Annotated in this window: 21 protein-coding genes; 11 read left to right on the top strand and 10 right to left on the bottom strand. The window is 64.5% G+C overall.

Translation table 11 applies throughout. From position 1 onward, the window contains the following. Nucleotides 1–5: 5 nt before the first annotated feature. Entirely contained in the window at nucleotides 6–764 is a 759-nt protein-coding gene (locus tag FJ425_RS19765) for an SDR family oxidoreductase (protein ID WP_140541916.1), read from the bottom strand. A gap of 102 nt (nucleotides 765–866) precedes the next feature. Continuing rightward, nucleotides 867–1,235 (bottom strand): YrdB family protein, encoded by a 369-nt coding sequence (locus FJ425_RS19760; protein WP_140725519.1) that lies wholly within the window; start codon nucleotides 1,233–1,235, stop codon nucleotides 867–869. Nucleotides 1,236–1,448: 213 nt separating this feature from the next. Here FJ425_RS19760 and FJ425_RS19755 point away from each other — a divergent pair, with 213 nt between their 5' ends. From FJ425_RS19755 to FJ425_RS19735, 5 genes are all read left to right on the top strand, one after another. Further along, nucleotides 1,449–2,702: a sarcosine oxidase subunit beta gene (locus tag FJ425_RS19755; RefSeq protein ID WP_140725516.1), complete on the top strand. Its 1,254-nt coding sequence runs from the start codon at nucleotides 1,449–1,451 to the stop codon at nucleotides 2,700–2,702. A 71-nt stretch (nucleotides 2,703–2,773) separates the two neighbouring features. Beyond that, on the top strand, nucleotides 2,774–3,070 hold the full coding sequence (locus tag FJ425_RS19750) for a sarcosine oxidase subunit delta (protein ID WP_140541913.1): 297 nt from the start codon (nucleotides 2,774–2,776) through the stop codon (nucleotides 3,068–3,070). After that, entirely contained in the window at nucleotides 3,067–6,060 is a 2,994-nt protein-coding gene (locus FJ425_RS19745; RefSeq protein ID WP_140725513.1) for a sarcosine oxidase subunit alpha, read from the top strand. The genes FJ425_RS19750 and FJ425_RS19745 overlap by 4 nt, the downstream gene beginning before the upstream one ends. Further along, nucleotides 6,053–6,637: a sarcosine oxidase subunit gamma gene (locus tag FJ425_RS19740; RefSeq protein WP_140632568.1), complete on the top strand. Its 585-nt coding sequence runs from the start codon at nucleotides 6,053–6,055 to the stop codon at nucleotides 6,635–6,637. The genes FJ425_RS19745 and FJ425_RS19740 overlap by 8 nt, the downstream gene beginning before the upstream one ends. Nucleotides 6,638–6,709: 72 nt before the next feature. Beyond that, nucleotides 6,710–6,934 (top strand): hypothetical protein, encoded by a 225-nt coding sequence (locus tag FJ425_RS19735; protein ID WP_140632565.1) that lies wholly within the window; start codon nucleotides 6,710–6,712, stop codon nucleotides 6,932–6,934. Nucleotides 6,935–7,023: 89 nt separating this feature from the next. Here the strand turns inward: FJ425_RS19735 and FJ425_RS19730 are convergent, their stop codons facing one another. From FJ425_RS19730 to FJ425_RS19705, 7 genes are all read right to left on the bottom strand, one after another. Then, on the bottom strand, nucleotides 7,024–7,254 hold the full coding sequence (locus tag FJ425_RS19730; protein WP_140632562.1) for a DUF680 domain-containing protein: 231 nt from the start codon (nucleotides 7,252–7,254) through the stop codon (nucleotides 7,024–7,026). A 168-nt stretch (nucleotides 7,255–7,422) separates the two neighbouring features. Beyond that, nucleotides 7,423–8,067, bottom strand: a complete 645-nt coding sequence (locus FJ425_RS19725) for a TetR/AcrR family transcriptional regulator (protein ID WP_140632559.1) — start codon at nucleotides 8,065–8,067, stop codon at nucleotides 7,423–7,425. Between the two features lie 147 nt (nucleotides 8,068–8,214). Further along, on the bottom strand, nucleotides 8,215–8,721 hold the full coding sequence (locus FJ425_RS19720; RefSeq protein ID WP_281405774.1) for an SDR family oxidoreductase: 507 nt from the start codon (nucleotides 8,719–8,721) through the stop codon (nucleotides 8,215–8,217). Beyond that, nucleotides 8,631–8,993, bottom strand: coding sequence for an SDR family NAD(P)-dependent oxidoreductase (locus tag FJ425_RS32365; RefSeq protein WP_281405773.1), 363 nt, complete (start codon nucleotides 8,991–8,993; stop codon nucleotides 8,631–8,633). Before FJ425_RS32365 ends, FJ425_RS19720 begins: the two co-directional genes overlap by 91 nt. A gap of 18 nt (nucleotides 8,994–9,011) precedes the next feature. Then, a complete protein-coding gene (locus FJ425_RS19715) occupies nucleotides 9,012–10,049 on the bottom strand; it encodes a phosphotransferase family protein (protein ID WP_140725510.1) in 1,038 nt (345 codons plus the stop codon). Continuing rightward, nucleotides 10,046–10,531 carry a MaoC family dehydratase gene (locus FJ425_RS19710; RefSeq protein WP_281405777.1) on the bottom strand — a complete coding sequence of 162 codons (486 nt, stop codon included), beginning with the start codon at nucleotides 10,529–10,531 and terminating at the stop codon, nucleotides 10,046–10,048. The genes FJ425_RS19715 and FJ425_RS19710 overlap by 4 nt, the downstream gene beginning before the upstream one ends. A gap of 45 nt (nucleotides 10,532–10,576) precedes the next feature. Beyond that, the gene (locus FJ425_RS19705; protein ID WP_140725508.1) at nucleotides 10,577–11,392 is read right to left on the bottom strand and encodes an SDR family oxidoreductase; all 816 of its coding nucleotides are present in this window, start codon (nucleotides 11,390–11,392) and stop codon (nucleotides 10,577–10,579) included. 118 nt (nucleotides 11,393–11,510) lie between these two features. Here FJ425_RS19705 and FJ425_RS19700 point away from each other — a divergent pair, with 118 nt between their 5' ends. The 6 genes from FJ425_RS19700 to FJ425_RS19675 all read left to right on the top strand — a co-directional run bounded on the left by FJ425_RS19700 (nucleotide 11,511) and on the right by FJ425_RS19675 (nucleotide 17,368). Then, entirely contained in the window at nucleotides 11,511–12,752 is a 1,242-nt protein-coding gene (locus FJ425_RS19700; RefSeq protein WP_140632549.1) for an acyl-CoA dehydrogenase family protein, read from the top strand. 5 nt (nucleotides 12,753–12,757) lie between these two features. Next, nucleotides 12,758–13,795 (top strand): zinc-binding dehydrogenase, encoded by a 1,038-nt coding sequence (locus FJ425_RS19695; RefSeq protein WP_140632545.1) that lies wholly within the window; start codon nucleotides 12,758–12,760, stop codon nucleotides 13,793–13,795. 226 nt (nucleotides 13,796–14,021) lie between these two features. Further along, nucleotides 14,022–15,188 (top strand): glycosyltransferase 87 family protein, encoded by a 1,167-nt coding sequence (locus FJ425_RS19690; protein ID WP_140632727.1) that lies wholly within the window; start codon nucleotides 14,022–14,024, stop codon nucleotides 15,186–15,188. Further along, entirely contained in the window at nucleotides 15,181–16,149 is a 969-nt protein-coding gene (locus tag FJ425_RS19685; RefSeq protein WP_140632542.1) for a glycosyltransferase family 2 protein, read from the top strand. The genes FJ425_RS19690 and FJ425_RS19685 overlap by 8 nt, the downstream gene beginning before the upstream one ends. Then, nucleotides 16,146–16,964 (top strand): ChbG/HpnK family deacetylase, encoded by an 819-nt coding sequence (locus FJ425_RS19680; protein WP_140632539.1) that lies wholly within the window; start codon nucleotides 16,146–16,148, stop codon nucleotides 16,962–16,964. The genes FJ425_RS19685 and FJ425_RS19680 overlap by 4 nt, the downstream gene beginning before the upstream one ends. Then, nucleotides 16,961–17,368 carry a GtrA family protein gene (locus tag FJ425_RS19675; protein WP_140632536.1) on the top strand — a complete coding sequence of 136 codons (408 nt, stop codon included), beginning with the start codon at nucleotides 16,961–16,963 and terminating at the stop codon, nucleotides 17,366–17,368. The genes FJ425_RS19680 and FJ425_RS19675 overlap by 4 nt, the downstream gene beginning before the upstream one ends. Nucleotides 17,369–17,451: 83 nt before the next feature. On the opposite strand, the gene FJ425_RS19670 is transcribed toward FJ425_RS19675, so the two are convergent. Beyond that, nucleotides 17,452–18,276 carry a MurR/RpiR family transcriptional regulator gene (locus tag FJ425_RS19670; protein WP_140632533.1) on the bottom strand — a complete coding sequence of 275 codons (825 nt, stop codon included), beginning with the start codon at nucleotides 18,274–18,276 and terminating at the stop codon, nucleotides 17,452–17,454. Nucleotides 18,277–18,395: the final 119 nt, after the last annotated feature.

The following is an 18,395-nucleotide window of genomic DNA, read 5'->3' as shown; positions in this document are numbered from 1 at the left end:
TCTCCTCACGTCCGGTTGATCGAGACACCGCCATCGGCAAACAGCGCGGTTCCGGTGGTGAAGCTCGACGCATCCGAGGCAAGGTAAAGCGCGGAGCGGGCGATCTCTTCCGGCTGCGCCATGCGCTTCAATGCATGAATGCCTTCGACGAAAGCGCGCGCCTCGGGCGTGGTCGTGGTTGCGCCGGGCGTGTCGGTGCCGCCGGGTAGCAGCGCGTTGACGCGCAGTCCTCGCGGACCGTATTCGGCAGCGAGCACCTGCGTCAGGCCGATCAGTCCGGCCTTGGCAGCGGCGTAGGCCGCCATGCCCGGCATGCCGGCGGTGTAGCCGACGAAGCTCGAGGTGAAGATCAGGGAGCCGCCGCCGCGCTCCAGCATGGCCGGTATCTGGTGCCTTGCGGCGAGGTAGGCGCTGGTCAGATTGGTGTCCATCGTCTCGTGCCAGGTGGCTGGCGCCATGTCGGTCACCGGCCCCATCACGCCGACGGCGCCGGCATTGTTGAAGGCGATGTCGAGGCCGCCAAATCTCGCGACGGCGAATTCGACGAGCGCCTTCGCGTAGGCCTCGTCCCTTACATCGCCGGCAAGCGCGGCTGCCGTGCCGCCGGCCGCTTCTATCTCGCCGACGAGCGCGTCGAGCTCGGCCTGACGCCGGGCCGCGACAACCAGGGTTGCGCCTTGCTCGGCAAACAGTTTGGCAGTGGCGCGGCCGATGCCGGAGCTCGCGCCGGTGACGATGGCGACCTGGTTTGTAAGCGTGAACATGTCTTTGCATCCTTCCTTTGTACCGGGCTTGCCGGCGGTTGGATGCTTGGTCGCAGATGAGGATTACGGCGGCCACCCGAAACCGGCAAAGGCGCCATTGCCTTACTGCCGCAACAGCCAAGCCAGCCGGTCCAGCGAGAAGGCGTAGCTGAAGGCAATCAGCAGAGCCATGACGATGCCAATGGCCGCGTGACCGGCCAGATAGAATCCCGCGGCGCCGCCGCACAGGATGACAAGTTCCAGCGCCAGCCTGAGGGCGCCGGGCACCGGCACCGGAGCTCGACCCGACCGGCTCGGATCATTGAGCACGGCGAAAGTGCCCCACAGCACCGCCGCGACGAGCGGCAAGGCGACGGCAAGAATCCAACGGCTGAACCCGACGGCAAAGCTCCAGCCGACCATGCCGAGTCCAAGCAGCGCTGCAAGTTCCAGCAGGAAGCGCAGGGTCAGATTCCACCAGGCATTACCCATTGTCATCCCCCCAGCATCACGCGGCAGGAGTGTCGCCGAACGGAGCCACGGAAGCCAGAGCAGACGCTTCGTTTTTGACCGTGGCGCAAAACGGCAAGCGCCGTCGCAAACAGCGCAAGGATGGCGACGCGGTTTCGCTAGTGATACACCTCGCAAGCCGGGGCAGGGATGCCCGGCCGCAAATCCGCGAAAGCTACTGGCGCGAGGCTTAACGTGAAGAAATACTCGGTATTCGCCATTGCCCGCGAGGCGATGCGCGGCCACAGAGGCTGGGAAGAGCAATGGACGTCGCCCGAGCCGAGGAAGGAATACGACGTCATCATCGTCGGCGCCGGCGGACACGGCCTGGCGACGGCCTATTATCTGGCGAGCGAGCACGGCATTACCAACATCGCGGTGCTGGAAAAGGGCTGGCTCGGCGGCGGCAACACCGGCCGCAACACCACCATCATCCGCTCCAACTACCTCTATGATGAGAGCGCCGGCATCTACGACCATGCGCTGAAGCTGTGGGACGGGCTCAGCCAGGAGCTCAACTACAACGTCATGTATTCGCCGCGCGGCGTCATGATGCTGGCGCACAACGTGCATGACATCCAGGTGTTCAAGCGCCACATCCATGCCAACCGCCTCAACGGCATCGACAATGAATGGCTGACGCCCGAACAGGCGAAGGAATTCTGCCCGCCGCTCAACATCTCCAGGGAGGCGCGCTATCCGGTGATGGGCGCCGCGCTGCAGCGCCGCGGCGGCACGGCGCGCCACGACGCGGTCGCCTGGGGCTATGCGCGCGGGGCTTCGGCGCGCGGCGTGCACATCATCCAGAACTGCGAGGTCACCGGCATCAAGCGCGCGGCCAATGGCGCGGTCAGCGGCGTGGAGACGACGCGCGGCTTCATCGGCGCCAAGAAGGTCGGCGTGGTCGCCGCCGGCCATTCCTCCGTCATCATGAACATGGCGGGCGTGCGCATGCCGCTCGAAAGCTATCCGCTGCAGGCGCTGGTGTCGGAGCCCGTCAAGCCGGTGGTGCCCTGCGTGGTGATGTCGAACACGGTGCACGCCTATATCTCGCAGTCCGACAAGGGTGAGCTGGTGATCGGCGCCGGCACCGACCAGTATGTCTCCTATTCGCAGACCGGCGGCCTGCACATATTGCAGCACACGCTCGACGCCATCTGCGAGATGTTCCCGATCTTCACCCGCATGAAGATGCTGCGCTCCTGGGGCGGCATCGTCGACGTGACCCCCGACCGCTCGCCCATCCTGGCGAAGACACCGGTCAAGGGGCTTTACGTCAATTGCGGCTGGGGCACGGGCGGCTTCAAGGCGACGCCCGGCTCGGGCAACGTCTTTGCGCACACGATCGCCAAGGACGAGCCGCATCCGATCAACGCGCCTTTCACGCTCGAGCGTTTCCGCACTGGACGTCTCATCGACGAGGCGGCCGCGGCGGCTGTGGCGCACTGATGATGGTTCAGCCGATTTGCTTTCACTTAGCCGGCGCGTGCGCCGGTCACGACAAGTTTTAGGATACCCAGATGCTTCTCATCCGCTGCCCCTATTGCGAGGAAGAGCGCCCGGAACTCGAATTCCGCAATGCCGGCGAGGCGCATATCGCGCGCCCGACCAACATTGCCGCCGAGAGCGACGACGATTTCGAGAAATTCTTCTTCATCCGCGCCAACCCCAAGGGCGTCATCTATGAGCGCTGGCGGCACATCCATGGCTGCGCGCGCTTCTTCAACGCGGTGCGCGACACGGTCACCGACAGGTTCGTCATGACCTACAAGGCCGGCGAGCCGAAGCCCGCGAAGCTGCCCGGAGCCTCGAAATGAACGCCGCCTTCCGCATTTCCGGTGCCGGTCGCCTCAGCCAGGCGAAGACCGCCTCGTTCAGCTTCGACGACAAGCCGTATATCGGCATCGAGGGCGACACGCTGGCCTCGGCGCTGCTCGCCAACGGCGTGCACCTGGTCGGCCGCTCGTTCAAATATCACCGTCCGCGCGGCTTCCTGTCGGCCGGCGCGGAAGAACCCAACGCGCTGGTGCAGATCGTGCGCGACGATGCGCGCAAGACGCCGAATGTGCGGGCGACAGTGCAGGAGCTCTATGACGGGCTGACGGCCAACTCGCAGAACCGCTGGCCGTCGCTTGCCTTTGATGTCGGGGCCCTCAACGACATTGCCTCGCCGCTGTTTTCGGCCGGCTTTTACTACAAGACCTTCATGTGGCCGAAATGGGCCTGGAAGGATCTCTACGAGCCGAAGATCCGCGCTGCCGCGGGTCTCGGCGTTTCGCCGGACAAGCCGGATCCCGACCACTATGCGGCGCGCTACGCGCATTGCGAGGTGCTGGTGCTGGGCGGCGGCGCCGCCGGCATCGCGGCCGCGCTCGCCGCGGCTGAAACCGGCGTGCGGGTGATCCTCGCCGACGAGCAAGCCGAGTTCGGCGGCAGCCTGCGCTTCGAGAGCGGGGCCAGGATCGACGGCCAAGGCGGCTATGCATGGGCGCAAGCGGCGATCGCGAAGCTCAAGGCGATGGACAATGTGCGCGTGCTGTCGCGCACGACTGCCTTCGGCTATTACGCGCAGAACTTCGTCGGACTGGTCGAGCGGGTCAGCGACCATCTCAAGAGCCCGGGCCGGGAGCTTGCGCGAGAACGCCTGTGGCAGGTTCGCGCCAAGCGCGTCGTGATCGCCACCGGCGCCATCGAGCGCCACATGGTGTTTGCCAACAACGACCGTCCGGGTGTGATGCTCGCTTCAGCGGCGCGCACCTACCTCAACCATTATGGCGTCGCGGTCGGCAGGAATATCGGCGTCTATACGGCGAATGACTCCGCTTACGCCGCCGCGATCGACCTCAAGAAGGCCGGCATCAACATCGCGGCGATCGTCGACCTGCGCGATAACCCGGCCGGTCCGGTGATCGACGAGGCAAGGGCGCTCGGCATCGAGATCAATTTCGGCCGTGCGGTGGTCAGCGCCGGCGGCAAATTGCGTGTGTCGTCAATGACCGTGCAGCCGAAGAATGGCGGCGGCGAGCGCACCATCCCGGTCGACGCGATCCTCATGTCGGCCGGCTGGACGCCGTCGGTGCATCTGTTCTCGCAATCGCGCGGCAAGGTCGCCTTCAACGACGCGACCAAGCGCTTCGTGCCCGGCACCTATGCGCAGGACTGCGTCTCGGTCGGCACCTGCTGCGGCACCGACGGGCTGGCCGCTTCAGTCGACGAGGCCTATGCGGCCGGCGCGAAGGCAGCGAAGGAGGCCGGCGGCAAGGCTGGCAAGGGCGCCAAGCCGAAGGTCGATGCCGGCGAGAGCTGGTCGCGCGGCATGCTGGGCGCCGCGCCTGGCGCCGGCCCGGGCACAACGGTCAAGGCCTTTGTCGATTTCCAGAACGACGTCACCGCCAAGGATATCCGCCAGGCGGTGCATGAAGGCATGCATTCGATCGAGCACGTCAAGCGCTTCACCACCAACGGCATGGCGACCGACCAGGGCAAGACGTCGAACATGCACGGCCTGGCGATCGCCGCCGAGACGCTCGGCAAGCCGATCCCGCAGGTCGGCCTCACCACCTTCCGCGCGCCCTACACGCCGGTGACGTTTGGCTCGATCGTCGGCCACGCGCGCGGCGCCTTGTTCGACCCGACCCGGCGCACGGCAACGCATGGCTGGGCGGCGTCGCATGGTGCCGTGTTCGAGGATGTCGGCCACTGGAAGCGCGCCTGGTATTTCCCCAAGGCGGGCGAGGACATGCATGCCGCCGTCGACCGCGAATGCGTCACGGTGCGCAAGGCCGCCGGCCTGTTCGACGCGTCAACGCTGGGCAAGATCGAGGTGGTCGGTCCGGACGCGGCGAAGTTCATGGAACTGCTTTACACCAATCCGTGGGAGAAGCTGGAAACCGGCCGCTGCCGCTATGGCATCATGCTGCGCGAAGACGGCTTCATCTATGACGACGGCGTCGTCGGCAGGCTGGCGCCCGATCGCTTCCACGTAACGACGACCACCGGCGGCGCGCCGCGCGTCATGAACCACATGGAGGACTACCTCCAGACCGAGTTCCCGCACTTGAATGTCTGGCTGACCTCGATCACCGAGCAATGGGCTGTCATTGCCGTGCAAGGTCCCAAGTCGCGCGACATCATCGCGCCGCTGGTCGACGGCATCGACATGTCGGACGAGGCGATGCCGCATATGTCGGTGCGCGAGGGCAAGATCTGTGGTGTGCCGACAAGGCTGTTCCGCATGTCCTTCACCGGCGAGCGCGGTTTCGAGGTCAACGTGCCGGCCGACTACGGCGAGGCTGTCTGGGAAGCGTTGTGGGCCGAAGGCCAGAAGCATGGCGCGACTGCTTACGGTACCGAGACGATGCACGTGCTGCGCGCCGAAAAGGGCTACATCATCGTCGGCCAGGATACTGACGGCACGGTGACGCCGAACGATGCCGGGCTCGACTGGGCGGTCGGCAAGAAGAAGACCGATTTCGTCGGCATCCGCGGCCTGACCCGGCCGGACCTTGTAGCCAAGGGCCGCAAGCAGTTGGTCGGCTTAAAGACCAAGGACCCGAAGGTCGTGCTGGAAGAGGGCGCGCAGATCGTCGCGGACCCGAAGCAGGCGATCCCGATGAAGATGATCGGCCACGTCACCTCCAGCTACTGGTCGGAGAATTGCGGCCGCTCGATCGCGCTGGCGCTCGTCGCCGGCGGCCGCGACCGCATGGGCCAGACGCTCTACGTGCCGATGCCGAACGGCACGATCGAGGTGGAAGTCACCGGCATGGTGTTCGTCGACGAGAAGGGAGAACGCCTCAATGGCTAAGGCCGCCGCCAAGACAAAAGCCGCTGCTGTGTCCGCCTCCGTCGAGCGTCGGCCGGCGCTTGCCGGCCGCACGCTGTCGGCATCGGGCGTCAAGGTCGAGGTGCTGCCGCCGGCCGAACGCATCTCGCTGCGCGCGCCGCAAGCTTCGCTTGCCGCGCTTTCCAAGGCGCTCGGCCTCACGCTGCCGACAAAGCCCAAGACTTCGGCGACCAAGGACGGGCGCACGGCGCTGTGGCTCGGGCCCGACGAATGGATGATCATCGACGAGGCGCGCAAGGATCCGCTCGCCGACTGCGCCAAGGTGACGGTGCTGCATTCGGCGGTCGGCATCTCGCACCGCAATGTCGCGATCTCCGTTGTCGGGCCGGCGGCCGCGGCGACGGTCAATTCGGGTTGCCCGCAGGACCTATCGCTCGAGGCGTTCCCGGTCGGTGCTGCCTCGCGCACCATTCTCGGCAAATCCGAGATCGTGCTGCTGCGCAGCGCGGCCGATGCGTTCCGGGTGGAATGCTGGCGTTCCTTCTCGGACTATGTTTTTACTCTGCTGTCGGAAGCGGCAGGCGACGCGGCGAACTGAGCTTCGCGGCGTCGGTTCCAAGGAACCATCGCCAGTCCATGCCGTTTCTGCGGCTTGCGAGGGAGATTGCCGATGCCGTCCAAATCCGCGCCGAAGTCATCCAAGAAGACAGCTGCAGTCCGTTCGCTGGAGCACGAGCGGCGCCACGAGGTCGAGGAAGAGGAACTCGAGGAAGGCCTCGAGGACACATTTCCAGCCAGCGATCCGGTATCGATCACCGGCACTTCCATCCCCGGCGGGCCGGCAAAGCAGAGTAAGGCCAAGACTGCCGCAGGAACGAAACCGCGCAAGAAATAGGCTCGAGCAGGTCCTCAGGGGCGCGGGCAGAAACGAAAAAGGGCGGCCAAATGCCGCCCGTTTTCGTTCGAAGTCTTGCCAACAGTGCTCTAGAGGCCGGGCACGAACCAGGGGCTGACATCGATGCCGAGCCGCGGGCTCTTCGTCGTCTTGGCGGCGTCGGCCTTTTCGACCGAACCGGTCGAGGTGCAGTCGAGCTTCACGCTGGCGTTGGTCTGAGCGCAAGCCGCGGGGGCGTGCTTGGCCGGCTGGCTTGCGCCAGCGAAAGCGGTACCCGAGAAAGCCAGCACGGTGGCGAGTGCAAGGATGGTCTTCTTCATTTTCCGTCTCCAGTCAATCTTTTTCGTACACGTACGATACAGCGTACAAATACGGTTAATGAAGTCGGAATTCAAGGAGGAATCTGTACGCGTACGACAAATTTTTTTGAACACAGCAATTCGCCGCCGCAAATCAGGCGAAGCGATGCGAGCCGATGATCAAAGAGATCAGCAGTTGATGGGCGTTGCGGTCAGTGGCGGAATATCCTGCGCCTGCAACCCCGCCAGCGTGAAATCGCACATGCGCCTCACATACGCCTGGGCGTCGCCGAATGGATAGAAGGGAAAGGTGATCAAGAGCGAAATCGTGCCGTGGCCCACGGTCCACAGCATGGTGGCAATGGCGCGCGGGTCGCCCTTGAGCCTGCCGGCGGCAACGCAGGCCTCGACGCGTTTGATCAGCACCTTCATGGCCGGATTGCCTTCTTCCATCTCCTCGTAGCTGCGTCCTTCGGGCAGCTTGGTCTTCTCGGTCATGAAGACGGTGCGGTATTCATTTGGGTTGCCGAGCCCGAAGGCGGCATATTCGGTCATCACCGCCTTGAGCGCCTCGATCGGATCGTCGGCGGGATGCTCCTCAATGCGGCGGGCGAGCGTTTCGAAGGCGTCTTCGGCGAGCGCGAACAGGATGTCCTGCTTGTCGGCGAAATAGGAATAGACCGACATCGGCGCGTAGCCGACCCGCTTGGCGAGCTTGCGGATGGTCAGGCCCTCATAGCCTTCTTCCTGGACCAGCTTGTGAGCCGCCGCGACCAGTTCGGAGCGAAGCTCCGCCTTCTGTTTTTCGCGGCGTTTCTGAACGCTCAACGCCAATATGCGCCTGCCTTTGTGATTGGTTGCCTGACGAAATTATATACGCTGTACGGAAACGGACAAGAGCGCCCCCGATTCCCTTGCGTACGCTCTCCGTTTTAACGCAATCCGGATGGAAAACCGCCAAGGCACTTTTCCTGGAATTGCTCAGATGGCGCCAATGCCGCCGTCGAGCGCCAGAGCGTGGCCGGTCATGAAGGAATTGGCCGGGTCGGCGAGGAACAGGATGCCGGTGATGATCTCGTCGACCTCGCCGACACGCTTCATCGGTACGCCGCGCGCGAGCTCGGCCAGCGCTTCAGCTTCGGGCGCTCCGGTGAAACGCACGAAGCCGTCGACCATCGCCGTGCGGGTGTGGGCCGGGCAGACCGCGTTGATGCGTATGCCCTTGCTGGCATATTCCACGGCAGCCGAGCGCGTCAGCCCGACGACGCCGTGCTTGGCGGCGGCATAGACCGACAGCTTCGGCGCGCCTGAGAGGCCGGCGACCGAGGCGATGTTGACGATGACGCCGCCCTTGCCGCTTTCCCTGAATTGCCGTTCCAACTGAGGAATCTGATGTTTCATGGCATAGAAGACGCCGAGCAGGTCGACCTCCACCACGCGGCGCGCTTCCTCCGAGGTGACCTGCGGCAGGCGTACGAAGGAGTGCACAATGCCGGCATTGTTGACGGCGATATCGAGCCGGCCGAATTTTTTTGCACGGCAAGCTCCACCAAACCCTCCGAGAGTTTTTCGTCGGCAATGTTGCCGGCAAGGTGAGCCGTCTCGGCGTCGAGCGTTGCGGCGAAATCGCCAAGCGCAGACTTGTCGAGGTCGGACAGCACGAGCCGTGCCCCTTCCGCGGCGAAGGCCTTTGCCGCGCCGCTGCCGAGACCACCGGTCGCGCCGGTGATCAGCACCGTCATCCCATCGAAACGGCCCATTGCCCGGCTCCTCCGCGTTCAGCTGTTCTCGTCAATCAGTTCCACCGCGAGCGCGGCGAGCAGTTTTACCGCCTGGCCGTAGGTCCTTGCCTTTTCCGGATTGGAGGCGTTGCCGTCCAGCGCGCGGCGGTAGACGCCCTGGCAGATCGCCGCCAGCCGGAAGAAGGAGAAGGCGAGGAAGAAGGTCCAGTTGTCGATCTTCTCGATGTCGCGTCGTTTGCGGTAGGCCGCGACATAGGCCTCCTCGGAAGGCAGGCCGGCAGCGGCGCGGTCGATGCCGCCGAGGCCGCGAAAGCCCGAGGCGTGCGGCAGCCGCCATTGCATGCATTGATAGGCAAGGTCGGCGAAGGGATGCCCGAGCGTCGACAGCTCCCAGTCGAGCAGCGCGATGATCTTCGGCGCGCCCGGCGCGAACATCATGTTGTCCAGCCGGTAGTCGCCATGGACAAGCGAGACACGGCCGTCATCGGCCGGCATATGCGTTTCGAGCCAGGCAATCAGCCTGTCCATGTCGGTTATGGTTTCGGTTTCGGAGGCCTTGTACTGGCTGGTCCAGCGCGCGAGCTGGCGCTCGAAGTAGCTGCCGGGCCGGCCGAAATCGCCAAGACCGACGGCGTCCACATCGATATCGTGCAAGGCGGCGAGCGTCGCATTCATCGCATCGTAGATCGCGGCGCGCTCGTCATTGCCGGATGCGTCCGGCAGTGATGGATCCCAGAAGATGCGGCCCTCGAGGAACTCCATGACGTAGAACATGCGGCCGATCGGGGAGTCCTCGCGCGAAAGATGCAGCATGCGCGGCACCGGCACCGCCGTGCCGGCGAGCGCCTGCATCACCCGGAATTCCCGGTCGACCTGATGCGCGGATTTCAGCAACTGTCCCGACGGCTTGGCGCGCAACACATAGCGGCCGCTGGCGGCGGTCAAAAGATAGGTCGGATTGGACTGCCCGGACTTGAATTTTTCAATCGCGGACAGGCCGGCAAAACCCGGAATATGCGCCTCGAGGTAGGGCGCAAGCGCCGCCTGGTCTATGGCACCGGCCTCGCCGCTCATGCGTTCTCGGGTTGGCGCTCGATCAGCGTCAAGGTCAGCCAGCGCGCCGTCAGCGCCGGCTTCTTCGAGCCCTCGATCTCGATGGTCACGTCATGTGCCGTCTGCACCCAGCCGGACGGCCGCACCTTGACGTCCGCCAGCACGAAGCGGGTGCGGATGCGCGAACCCGTCTTCACCGGCGCCAGGAAACGCAGCGTGTCGAAGCCGTGGTTGACGCCCATCTTGGTGTTTTCCAGTGGCGGCATGGTCTCGAAGGTCATTGCCGACAAAAGCGACAGCGACAGGAAGCCATGCGCGATGGTGCCGCCGAACGGCGTCTCGCGCTCGGCGCGCTCCGGATCGCAATGGATGAACTGGTGGTCGTCGGTCGCATCGGCGAACTGATCGATCATGCGCTGCGTCACCGTTCGCCAGGGCGAGACGCCGACCTCCTTGCCGACGCTTGCCAGAAGCGTATCGAGACTGATCGGTTCCACACTGATGTCCTCCGCACCCCGCCCGGATCGCGATTCCTCGAACCGGGCACCTTATTCCTTGAACAAAGTCATGCCATGCTGCACCGACTGGCCGCCGTCGATAGGCAGGATGGCGCCGGTGACAAAGCTTCCGGCTCGGCTGCACAAATAAAGCGTTGCGCCGGCAATGTCATCCGCCACGCCGATGCGGCCGAGCGGAACATGGTTACCAACATGTTTCGTCTGCTCCGCGGTCGCGGTGGCAAACGCGGTCATCCGGCTCTGGAAAGGCCCAGGCGCAAAGGCGTTGACGGTGATGCGGCGGGCGGCGAACTCGATCGCCAGCGTGCGCGTCAAATGATGCACCGCCGCTTTCGAGGCGGCGTAAGAATAGGCGTCGTCGGCCAGCGGCTGGGTGCCTATCACCGAGCCAAGATTGATGACGCGGGCAGGATCCTCGTCGCTCGCGGCGGCATCGAGAAGCGGCAAGAGCTCCCGCGTCAAATGGAAGACGGCGGTGACGTTGACGCCGAACACCTTGGCCCAGGCGTGGTAGGGGAAATCCTGCAGCGGCGCGCCCCAGGAAATGCCGGCATTGTTGACCAGGATGTGCAGGCGCTCCGTGCGCGCCTTGACCTCGGCGACCAAGGCGGCGATGCCCGTTTCGCTGGACACGTCGCCGGCAAAGCCCTCGGCATGGCCGGAGCCGCCAAGCGCGTTCAATTCATTGGCGACTTTCGCGCAATCCTCGCCCTTGCGCGAGGCGATCATCACCTGCGCGCCGGCGCGTACCAGCCCGGTCGCCACCATGCGGCCGATGCCGGTCGCCGCACCGGTCACCAGCGCGGTCTTGCCGGCGACCGAGAACAGCTTGTCCAGATAGCTCATCGTGTTTCTCCGCATCCGGCCGGCCGGGACTCGCCCAAGGACTCGCGTTGACAAGGCTAGCCGAAGTACGGTCATCCTTGCCACGCGTAAAGATTTATCTTCGGAAAGGCCGGAAGCGATGACCGACATGAATCTCGGCATGACCGAGCGGCTGAAGCCAATCCATCAGCGCGTGGCGGCGATGGTGAGCGACGAGATCGCGCCGCTCGGCGAAGAGTTCCTCGCCGAAGTCGGCAAGAATGGCGACCGCTGGGCCTATACGGCTAGGCAGACGGAAATCCTGGACGGCTTGAAGAAGACAGCGCGCGAGCGCGGCCTGTGGAACTTCTGGCTCACCGATTCCAAGCGCGGCTACGGCCTTTCCACCGTCGAATACGCCTATCTGGCCGAAGAGATGGGCAAGGCACATCTCGGCGCCGAGACCTTCAACTGCTCGGCGCCCGACACCGGCAACATGGAGGTGCTGGAGCGTTACGGATCGGAAGCGCACAAGCGCGACTGGCTGGAGCCGCTGCTCGAGGGGAAAATCCGCTCGGCCTATTTGATGACCGAGCCGGACGTCGCGTCCTCTGACGCGACGAATATTTCGATGCGCTGCCAGCGGCAAGGCGACGACTATGTGCTGAACGGCGAGAAATGGTGGGCTTCCGGAGCCGGCGATCCGCGCTGCGCCATCTATATCGTCATGGTCAGGACCGGCTCGGACGAGGAGTCGCAACATCGCCGTCATTCGATGATCCTGGTGCCCTCCGACAGCAAGGGCATCGCCAAGCTGCGGCCCATGCAGGTCTATGGCGATGACGACGCGCCGCACGGCCACATGCATCTGAGATTCGACAATGTTCGGGTGCCGACGGCGAACCTGATCCTCGGCGAGGGCAGAGGGTTCGAGATCGCGCAGGGGCGGCTGGGGCCTGGCCGCATCCATCACTGCATGCGCGCGATCGGCCAGGCCGAGATGGCGCTGGAGATGCTGTGCCAACGCTCGGTGCGGCGCGAGGCCTTCGGCCAGCCGCTGGCAAAGCTCGGCGGCAATTTCGACATCATCGCCGAATGCCGGATGGAGATCGAGATGGCGAGGCTCTTATGCCTCAAGGCTGCCTGGATGATTGATCAGGGGGACGCTCGCGCCGCCGCGCCCTGGATCAGCCAGATCAAGGTGGTGGCGCCGCGCGTCGCGCTGAAAGTCACCGACGAGGCGGTGCAGATGTTCGGCGCGCAAGGCATCAGCCAGGACACGCCGCTCGCCCGCTCGTGGACGCATTTGAGGACGCTGCGGCTGGCCGACGGGCCGGACGCGGTGCACCGGCGGCAGGTGGCGCGCACGGAACTGAAGAAATACACGCAGGAGAAGGTCTGACGGCCATGACGCTTCCTTCGCAAATGCAGGGCTTGCTGCTTGTCGGCGACAGTTACACCAGGACGCCCTCGGCGGCCGCGTTGGAGGCGATGGAGCCTTACCTCCAGCCCGGCAGCATCGCGGTGCCGGCACCCGGTCCGTCGCAGGCGCTGATCAAGGTCAGCCTCGCCTCGATCAACCCGTCCGACATCGCCTTCATCAAGGGCCAGTACGGCCAGCCGCGGGTAAAGGGCCGGCCGGCGGGCTTCGAAGGCGTCGGCATCGTCGTCGCCACGGGTGACGATCCCTATGCAAGGAGCCTTGCAGGGAAACGCGTCGCCTTCGCCACCGGCGTGTCGAACTGGGGCGCATGGGCGGATTATGCGGTTGCCGAGGCCGCGTCCTGCATTCCGCTTCTCGACACCGTGCGCGATGAGGACGGCGCCGCGATGATCGTCAATCCGCTGACGGCCTTGGCCATGTTCGACATCGTCAAGGAGGAGGGCGAAAAATCCTTCATCATGACCGCGGGCGCCAGCCAGCTCAGCAAGCTGATCATCGGGTTGGCGAAGGAGGAAGGTTTCCGGCCGATCGTCACCGTGCGTCGCGACGAGCAGATCCCGCTTTTGAAGGAGCTCGGCGCCGCTCGTGTGCTCAACGAGAAAGCGGCGGATTTCGAGGCGGCGTTGCGCGAGGCGATGAAGGCCGAGCAGCCGCGCATGTTCCTCGACGCGGTCACCGGCCCGCTGGCTTCGACCATCTTCAATGCCATGCCGAAACGCGCGCGCTGGATCGTCTATGGAAGGCTCGACGCCGAGCCGACGGTGATCCGCGAGCCCGGCCAACTGATCTTCCAGCACAAGCGCGTCGAAGGGTTCTGGCTGGCCGAATGGATGCGCCAGTTCCGCGACAGGCTGGGCCCGGCGGTGCTGGAAGCGCAGAAGCGCTTTTCCGATGGACGCTGGTCGACCGACGTCACCGCGGTCGTGCCGCTCGACGAAGCGATGGCGAGGCTGCCGGCCGAGCTCGCCAAGCCAAACGGAAAGGTGTTCATCAGGCCGTGAGGCAATCCGAGCGCCGACCGCAGCCGTTCAGACCAGACCAATGCCTTGAACACAAAGCTGTGATCGACCAGACGGCGGCGGAAAAAAGCCGCTGTTGCGCCGTCCTTGCCTTGCGCCGGTAACAGCCACGTTCGGATGTTTTATTCCATTCGATGTGATATCTCGCCGGCGGTGGAAAACCAGGCGGCGATGGGAAAGCCGTCCTGGTCGGAACGCGGGGTGCGCTATGATGGTAACCAAGCCGGTTTTCGACCGTTTGGGGCTTTGGCTTTGGGCCGGGTCGTTTCTGCTTGTGCTTGGTCTGGCGCTATGGTCGCCCGATGCGCGTTCGGTGGTCCATATCTACAGGCATGGCAGTGAAGCTTTTCTGGATCGCCAGCCGCTGTATCAGGTCGAAGTTGCCATGGGGTATCTATACGCTCCCGCCTTCGCCGTCCTCTATGTTCCTCTGCTGAAGCTCGGGCCCTATCTGGGCAATATTTTGTGGCACATGCTGGGCTTCGGCGTCCTGACCGTTGCCGCGATGCGTCAGGTGCGCAAGCTTGGCGGCGAGGAGCAGACATGGCTGCTGTCCTTCGGTCTCTTCCTCGCCTTGCCGGTGGCGCTGGCAGCGCTTCGCAATGGCCAGGCGACGATCCTGCTCACAGGGGCGTGCTGGTTTCTCACGCGGTCGACAGTTGAGGGGCGCCGGGCCGAAACCTTCTTCTGGGCCATGCTTGCGATCATTGCCAAGCCGACCGCGATCATCATGCTGCTTCTGGCGGGGGCGCTGCGTCCCCGGCTGATACCGGTGCTGGTGCTGGCGGTGCTCGTTGCGCTCGCCATACCCTATGGCTTTGCGTCGACCGACTACGTCAACGCGCAATATCATGATTTCTTCCGGCTTCTGACTTCGATGACGGTGGACCCGACCGGCCCCTTCGTTCCGGCCGACTTCACGGCGCCTTTCATGCGATTTGGCATCCCGATTTCCGAGTTTGACGCGACGATCATGCGCGTCGTCGCGGGTTTGCTCACGCTTTGGCTGGTGCTCCAGCTCGATCGCAGGCTGGACGCCAACATCAGCGGACTCGCCATCTTCCTCGCCGCGGCATTCTACATGTGCGTCTTCAATCCGCGGGTCGAGCAGAACACCTACGCCATGGTGGCGGTGCCTGCCGGTCTCTCCATCGCCTTGCTTTGGCGGGAGAAGGGAGCCAGGGCCATGTGCTGGTTTTTGGCCACGCTTCTCTTCGTCACCGGACTGACCAGTGTCGACCTGCGACTGCACGATTTCTTCCACCTATGGTTCCGGCCGATCAGCATCAGCATAATTGCCTGCGTGCTCGTCGGCTGGTTCTGGACGCAAGACAAACAGAAGGCGCCTGTCGCCGGAGCCGTCGCGCATGGCTGAGATGCTCGACATCATCGCGCCGTTCTTCAACGAGGCCGAATCCGCCATCGCGTTTGTTGGGCTGCTCGACAGGCTGGAAGTGGCTGTGGCGGAGCGCTTCGGCATGACGGTCCGCAAGATACTCGTCGACGACGGCAGCCGCGACGGCAGCGCCGAGACGTTCGCGGCCGCGCTCTCCGGCTCCTGGGAGATCGTGCGGCTCAGCCGCAATTTCGGCAAGGAAGCGGCGGTGCTCGCCGGGCTCGATCATTCCCGTGGCGACATGGTCCTGATCATGGATTCCGACCTCCAGCATTCCATGGATATCAGCCTGAGGATGATCGGCGAGCTGGTCGAGCATCCGCAGATCGATGTCGTCTACGCGCAGAACGACCGGCGCGAGGGGAGCTGGCGGCGCAGCCAGCTGGCGCGGCTTTTCTACAGGCTGATCAACAGCAGCCAGCGCTTCGATATTCCCGAGAATGCCGGAGATTTCCGTGTCATGCGCGGCGCGGTGGCGCGTGCCTTGACCAGCGTGCGCGACAAGCGCCGCTTCAACAAGGGTCTGTTCGCCTGGGCCGGCTTCCGCCAGAAGGCTGTGCTTTACTCGCCGGAAAACCGCGCAAGCGGCAGGTCGAAATGGACAAGGTTCAACCTGATCGCGTTCTCGCTTGAAGGGTTCACCTCGTTTTCCGTGATCCCGCTGCGCGTCATCAGCCTGATCGGATTGCTCGCGGCATTCGCAGGCCTGGCCTATGGCGTGAAGGTGCTCTTCGAGGTGCTGTTCTATGGCATCGCCGTGCCTGGCTACCCCAGCATCATGGTCGCCGTCGTGCTTTTTGGAGGCCTCAACCTGGCGCTGCTCGGCCTGATCGGAGAGTATGTCTGGGTCACGCTCAGCGAAAGCAAGGACCGGCCCGTCTATATCGTGCGCGACGTGCTGCATGGCAATGCCGCCGAGCAGGTTGCTCCCGGCAAATGACCCGGCCGATCCGCCTGATCGCCGATGATTACGGGCTTGCGCCGGGGGTATCGAGCGCGATCCTCGACCTCATCGAGCGCGGCCGCCTGACCGGGACCAGTTGCATGACCGGGTTTGCCGAATGGGAAGAGGCGGCGGCGCGTATCAAGCCGTTGCGTCGACGGGCCGCCATCGGGCTGCACCTGACCCTCACCGATCAGATAGCCGCAACCGGTTCGTCCAGCCTGGCGCCGGAAGGCAAGTTGCCCGGGCTTGCCTCTCTTGCGCTGCCGGTGCGGCGCGGGCGCATCGATGAGCGGGACGTTCATGCCGAGCTCGACGCCCAGTACGACCGCTTCACCGAAGCGCTCGCCGGCCCGCCCGATCACATCGACGGGCACCAGCACGTGCATTTTCTTCCCGTGGTACGGAATTGGTTGCTCGCCCGGTTTGGAGGCAGCGCACACAAGCCGGCGCTGCGCGGCGCGCCCAGCCTTGCCGGCCTGGACGCGGCGGCCAAGATCGCGGCGATCGCCGCTCTGGCCGCGGGCTTCAACAGGTCGATGCAACGGGCGGGCTTCAGCGTCATGACGCCGCTCTGCGGCATCTATGACTGGCGGCAGCCGCAAAAATTCGGTCCGACGCTGCGCGCCGCGGTCGACACCTTGCCCGAACACGGGGTGTTCATGTGCCATCCGGGTCAAGTCGATGACATTTTACGGGCGCGAGACCCGATGCAGGGCGCGCGTGAGGTCGAGTTCACGGTTCTGAGTTCTGAGGATTTCGGCGCCAGCCTCGTACGGGCCGGAATGCGCGTCAGGGACGGCAAAGCATGAGCGCAGGCCAGCCGCGTCGTTCGACCGGCAACAAGATCGTCCGTTTCGCCTTGGTCGGGCTGGTCAACACCGGCATCGATCTCACCGCATTCTTCGTGCTGCTCAAGCTCGCGGTGCCGGCTTTGGCCGCCAATGTCGGCGCATGGTTCGTCGCGGTGCTCTTCTCCTTCGTGGCGAACGGCTTCTGGTCGTTCGAGCGGGACCCGGACATCCGGCTGCACCATTCCTTCCTGCGCTTCGTCTCGCTCGGAGCGCTGATTTCGCTCGGCGTTTCCAGTCTCTCGATCGCCGCCCTTGCGGGGGCTGTCGGCGTCTGGCCGGCCAAGATCATCGGCGTCGTGGTCGCCGCCGTGCTGAACTTTTTGGCAGCACGCTGGTCGATCGAGGGCAGGATCGTAAAGTAGCTGCTCGGCTGGTCCCGCGTTGATTTAGGCGGCTTAGAGACGGATTCAGATTTCAGGTTTGTCCGACCTGAAATCATCCCGCTCTAGCGCAAGCTCTCCAGGTCTCGCATGCGCTTGGCGCCGGCGGCTTCCAATTGCCTCGTCACGGCGCCGATCAGCGTTTCTACGACGACGAAGAGTGCGGCGGACGAATCCCAGGCCGAGGGCACGGCGGTGCGCCCGGCGATCACGTGGCGGGCGAAGCGGGCGATCGGCGAAAGCCACTGGTCGGTAAAGAGAATGATCTGCACGCCGCGGTGATGGGCCTTCTCGGCGAAGCGGACGAGACTTTCCTGGTAGCGGCGGATGTCGAAGATCACCAGGACGTCGCGCTTGCCCATGTCGATCAGCCGGTCGCGCCAGATGCTCTCCTGGCCGGCGAGGTGATAGACATCCGGCTGGATGATGGCCAGGTGAGCGGCCATGTAGCGCGCCAGCGGATCGGTGAAACGGCCGCCGATCAGGAAGGTCTTGCCGCGCCGCTCGGCAAGTCTCGTGGCAATGTCTGCCAGTTGTCTGTCGGTGAGGTGCCGGAAGGTCTCGCGCATGTTGTCGAGCGTTGCCTCGAGCATCGGCGAGACGGCGCCGCCGGCCGAGCTTGGATTGAGCGTGCGCGAAGCGGGCGACTGCAATTGCGCCGCCAACTCATCCTGCAGCGCCGACTGGAATTCAGGGTAGTTCTGGAAGCCGAGCCTGGCGACGAAGCGCAGGATCGTCGGCGAGGACACGCCGGCCGCGGCCGAGAATTCGGCGACTGTCTTCAGCCCGGTCAAGGGATAGTTGGCAATCAGCGTCTGGGCGGCGCGGCGCTCGCCGGCCGGCATCGTCCCGATGCGGTCCGAGATCAGTTCGGCAATGCTGGAAACCATGGTTTTCCCCCGCCTGTTCGCCCGTCGCCGCCGTTTTCCCGAATTCGCGTTTGACAAAGCCGGTCAAACTGTATGAAATCATTCATAGGGACGCAATGAGACAAAATACGTAACATTCG

Origin of the sequence: Mesorhizobium sp. B2-7-2 (assembly GCF_006440775.1) — a bacterium.
Classification (GTDB): Bacteria; Pseudomonadota; Alphaproteobacteria; order Rhizobiales; family Rhizobiaceae; genus Mesorhizobium.
The sequence above is the reverse complement of the archived record's forward strand: the minus strand, read 5'-3'. Positions and strand labels throughout refer to the sequence as shown.

What these genes read in the sequence shown, in the direction of transcription:
- FJ425_RS19765 (WP_140541916.1), bottom strand. Translation starts at nt 764, where the DNA reads ATGTTCACGCTTACAAACCAGGTCGCCATCGTCACCGGCGCGAGCTCC.
- FJ425_RS19760 (WP_140725519.1), bottom strand. Translation starts at nt 1,235, where the DNA reads ATGGGTAATGCCTGGTGGAATCTGACCCTGCGCTTCCTGCTGGAACTT.
- FJ425_RS19750 (WP_140541913.1), top strand. Translation starts at nt 2,774, where the DNA reads ATGCTTCTCATCCGCTGCCCCTATTGCGAGGAAGAGCGCCCGGAACTC.
- FJ425_RS19745 (WP_140725513.1), top strand. Translation starts at nt 3,067, where the DNA reads ATGAACGCCGCCTTCCGCATTTCCGGTGCCGGTCGCCTCAGCCAGGCG.
- FJ425_RS19740 (WP_140632568.1), top strand. Translation starts at nt 6,053, where the DNA reads ATGGCTAAGGCCGCCGCCAAGACAAAAGCCGCTGCTGTGTCCGCCTCC.
- FJ425_RS19735 (WP_140632565.1), top strand. Translation starts at nt 6,710, where the DNA reads ATGCCGTCCAAATCCGCGCCGAAGTCATCCAAGAAGACAGCTGCAGTC.
- FJ425_RS19730 (WP_140632562.1), bottom strand. Translation starts at nt 7,254, where the DNA reads ATGAAGAAGACCATCCTTGCACTCGCCACCGTGCTGGCTTTCTCGGGT.
- FJ425_RS32365 (WP_281405773.1), bottom strand. Translation starts at nt 8,993, where the DNA reads ATGGGCCGTTTCGATGGGATGACGGTGCTGATCACCGGCGCGACCGGT.
- FJ425_RS19715 (WP_140725510.1), bottom strand. Translation starts at nt 10,049, where the DNA reads ATGAGCGGCGAGGCCGGTGCCATAGACCAGGCGGCGCTTGCGCCCTAC.
- FJ425_RS19705 (WP_140725508.1), bottom strand. Translation starts at nt 11,392, where the DNA reads ATGAGCTATCTGGACAAGCTGTTCTCGGTCGCCGGCAAGACCGCGCTG.
- FJ425_RS19700 (WP_140632549.1), top strand. Translation starts at nt 11,511, where the DNA reads ATGACCGACATGAATCTCGGCATGACCGAGCGGCTGAAGCCAATCCAT.
- FJ425_RS19695 (WP_140632545.1), top strand. Translation starts at nt 12,758, where the DNA reads ATGACGCTTCCTTCGCAAATGCAGGGCTTGCTGCTTGTCGGCGACAGT.
- FJ425_RS19690 (WP_140632727.1), top strand. Translation starts at nt 14,022, where the DNA reads ATGATGGTAACCAAGCCGGTTTTCGACCGTTTGGGGCTTTGGCTTTGG.
- FJ425_RS19685 (WP_140632542.1), top strand. Translation starts at nt 15,181, where the DNA reads ATGGCTGAGATGCTCGACATCATCGCGCCGTTCTTCAACGAGGCCGAA.
- FJ425_RS19680 (WP_140632539.1), top strand. Translation starts at nt 16,146, where the DNA reads ATGACCCGGCCGATCCGCCTGATCGCCGATGATTACGGGCTTGCGCCG.
- FJ425_RS19675 (WP_140632536.1), top strand. Translation starts at nt 16,961, where the DNA reads ATGAGCGCAGGCCAGCCGCGTCGTTCGACCGGCAACAAGATCGTCCGT.
- FJ425_RS19670 (WP_140632533.1), bottom strand. Translation starts at nt 18,276, where the DNA reads ATGGTTTCCAGCATTGCCGAACTGATCTCGGACCGCATCGGGACGATG.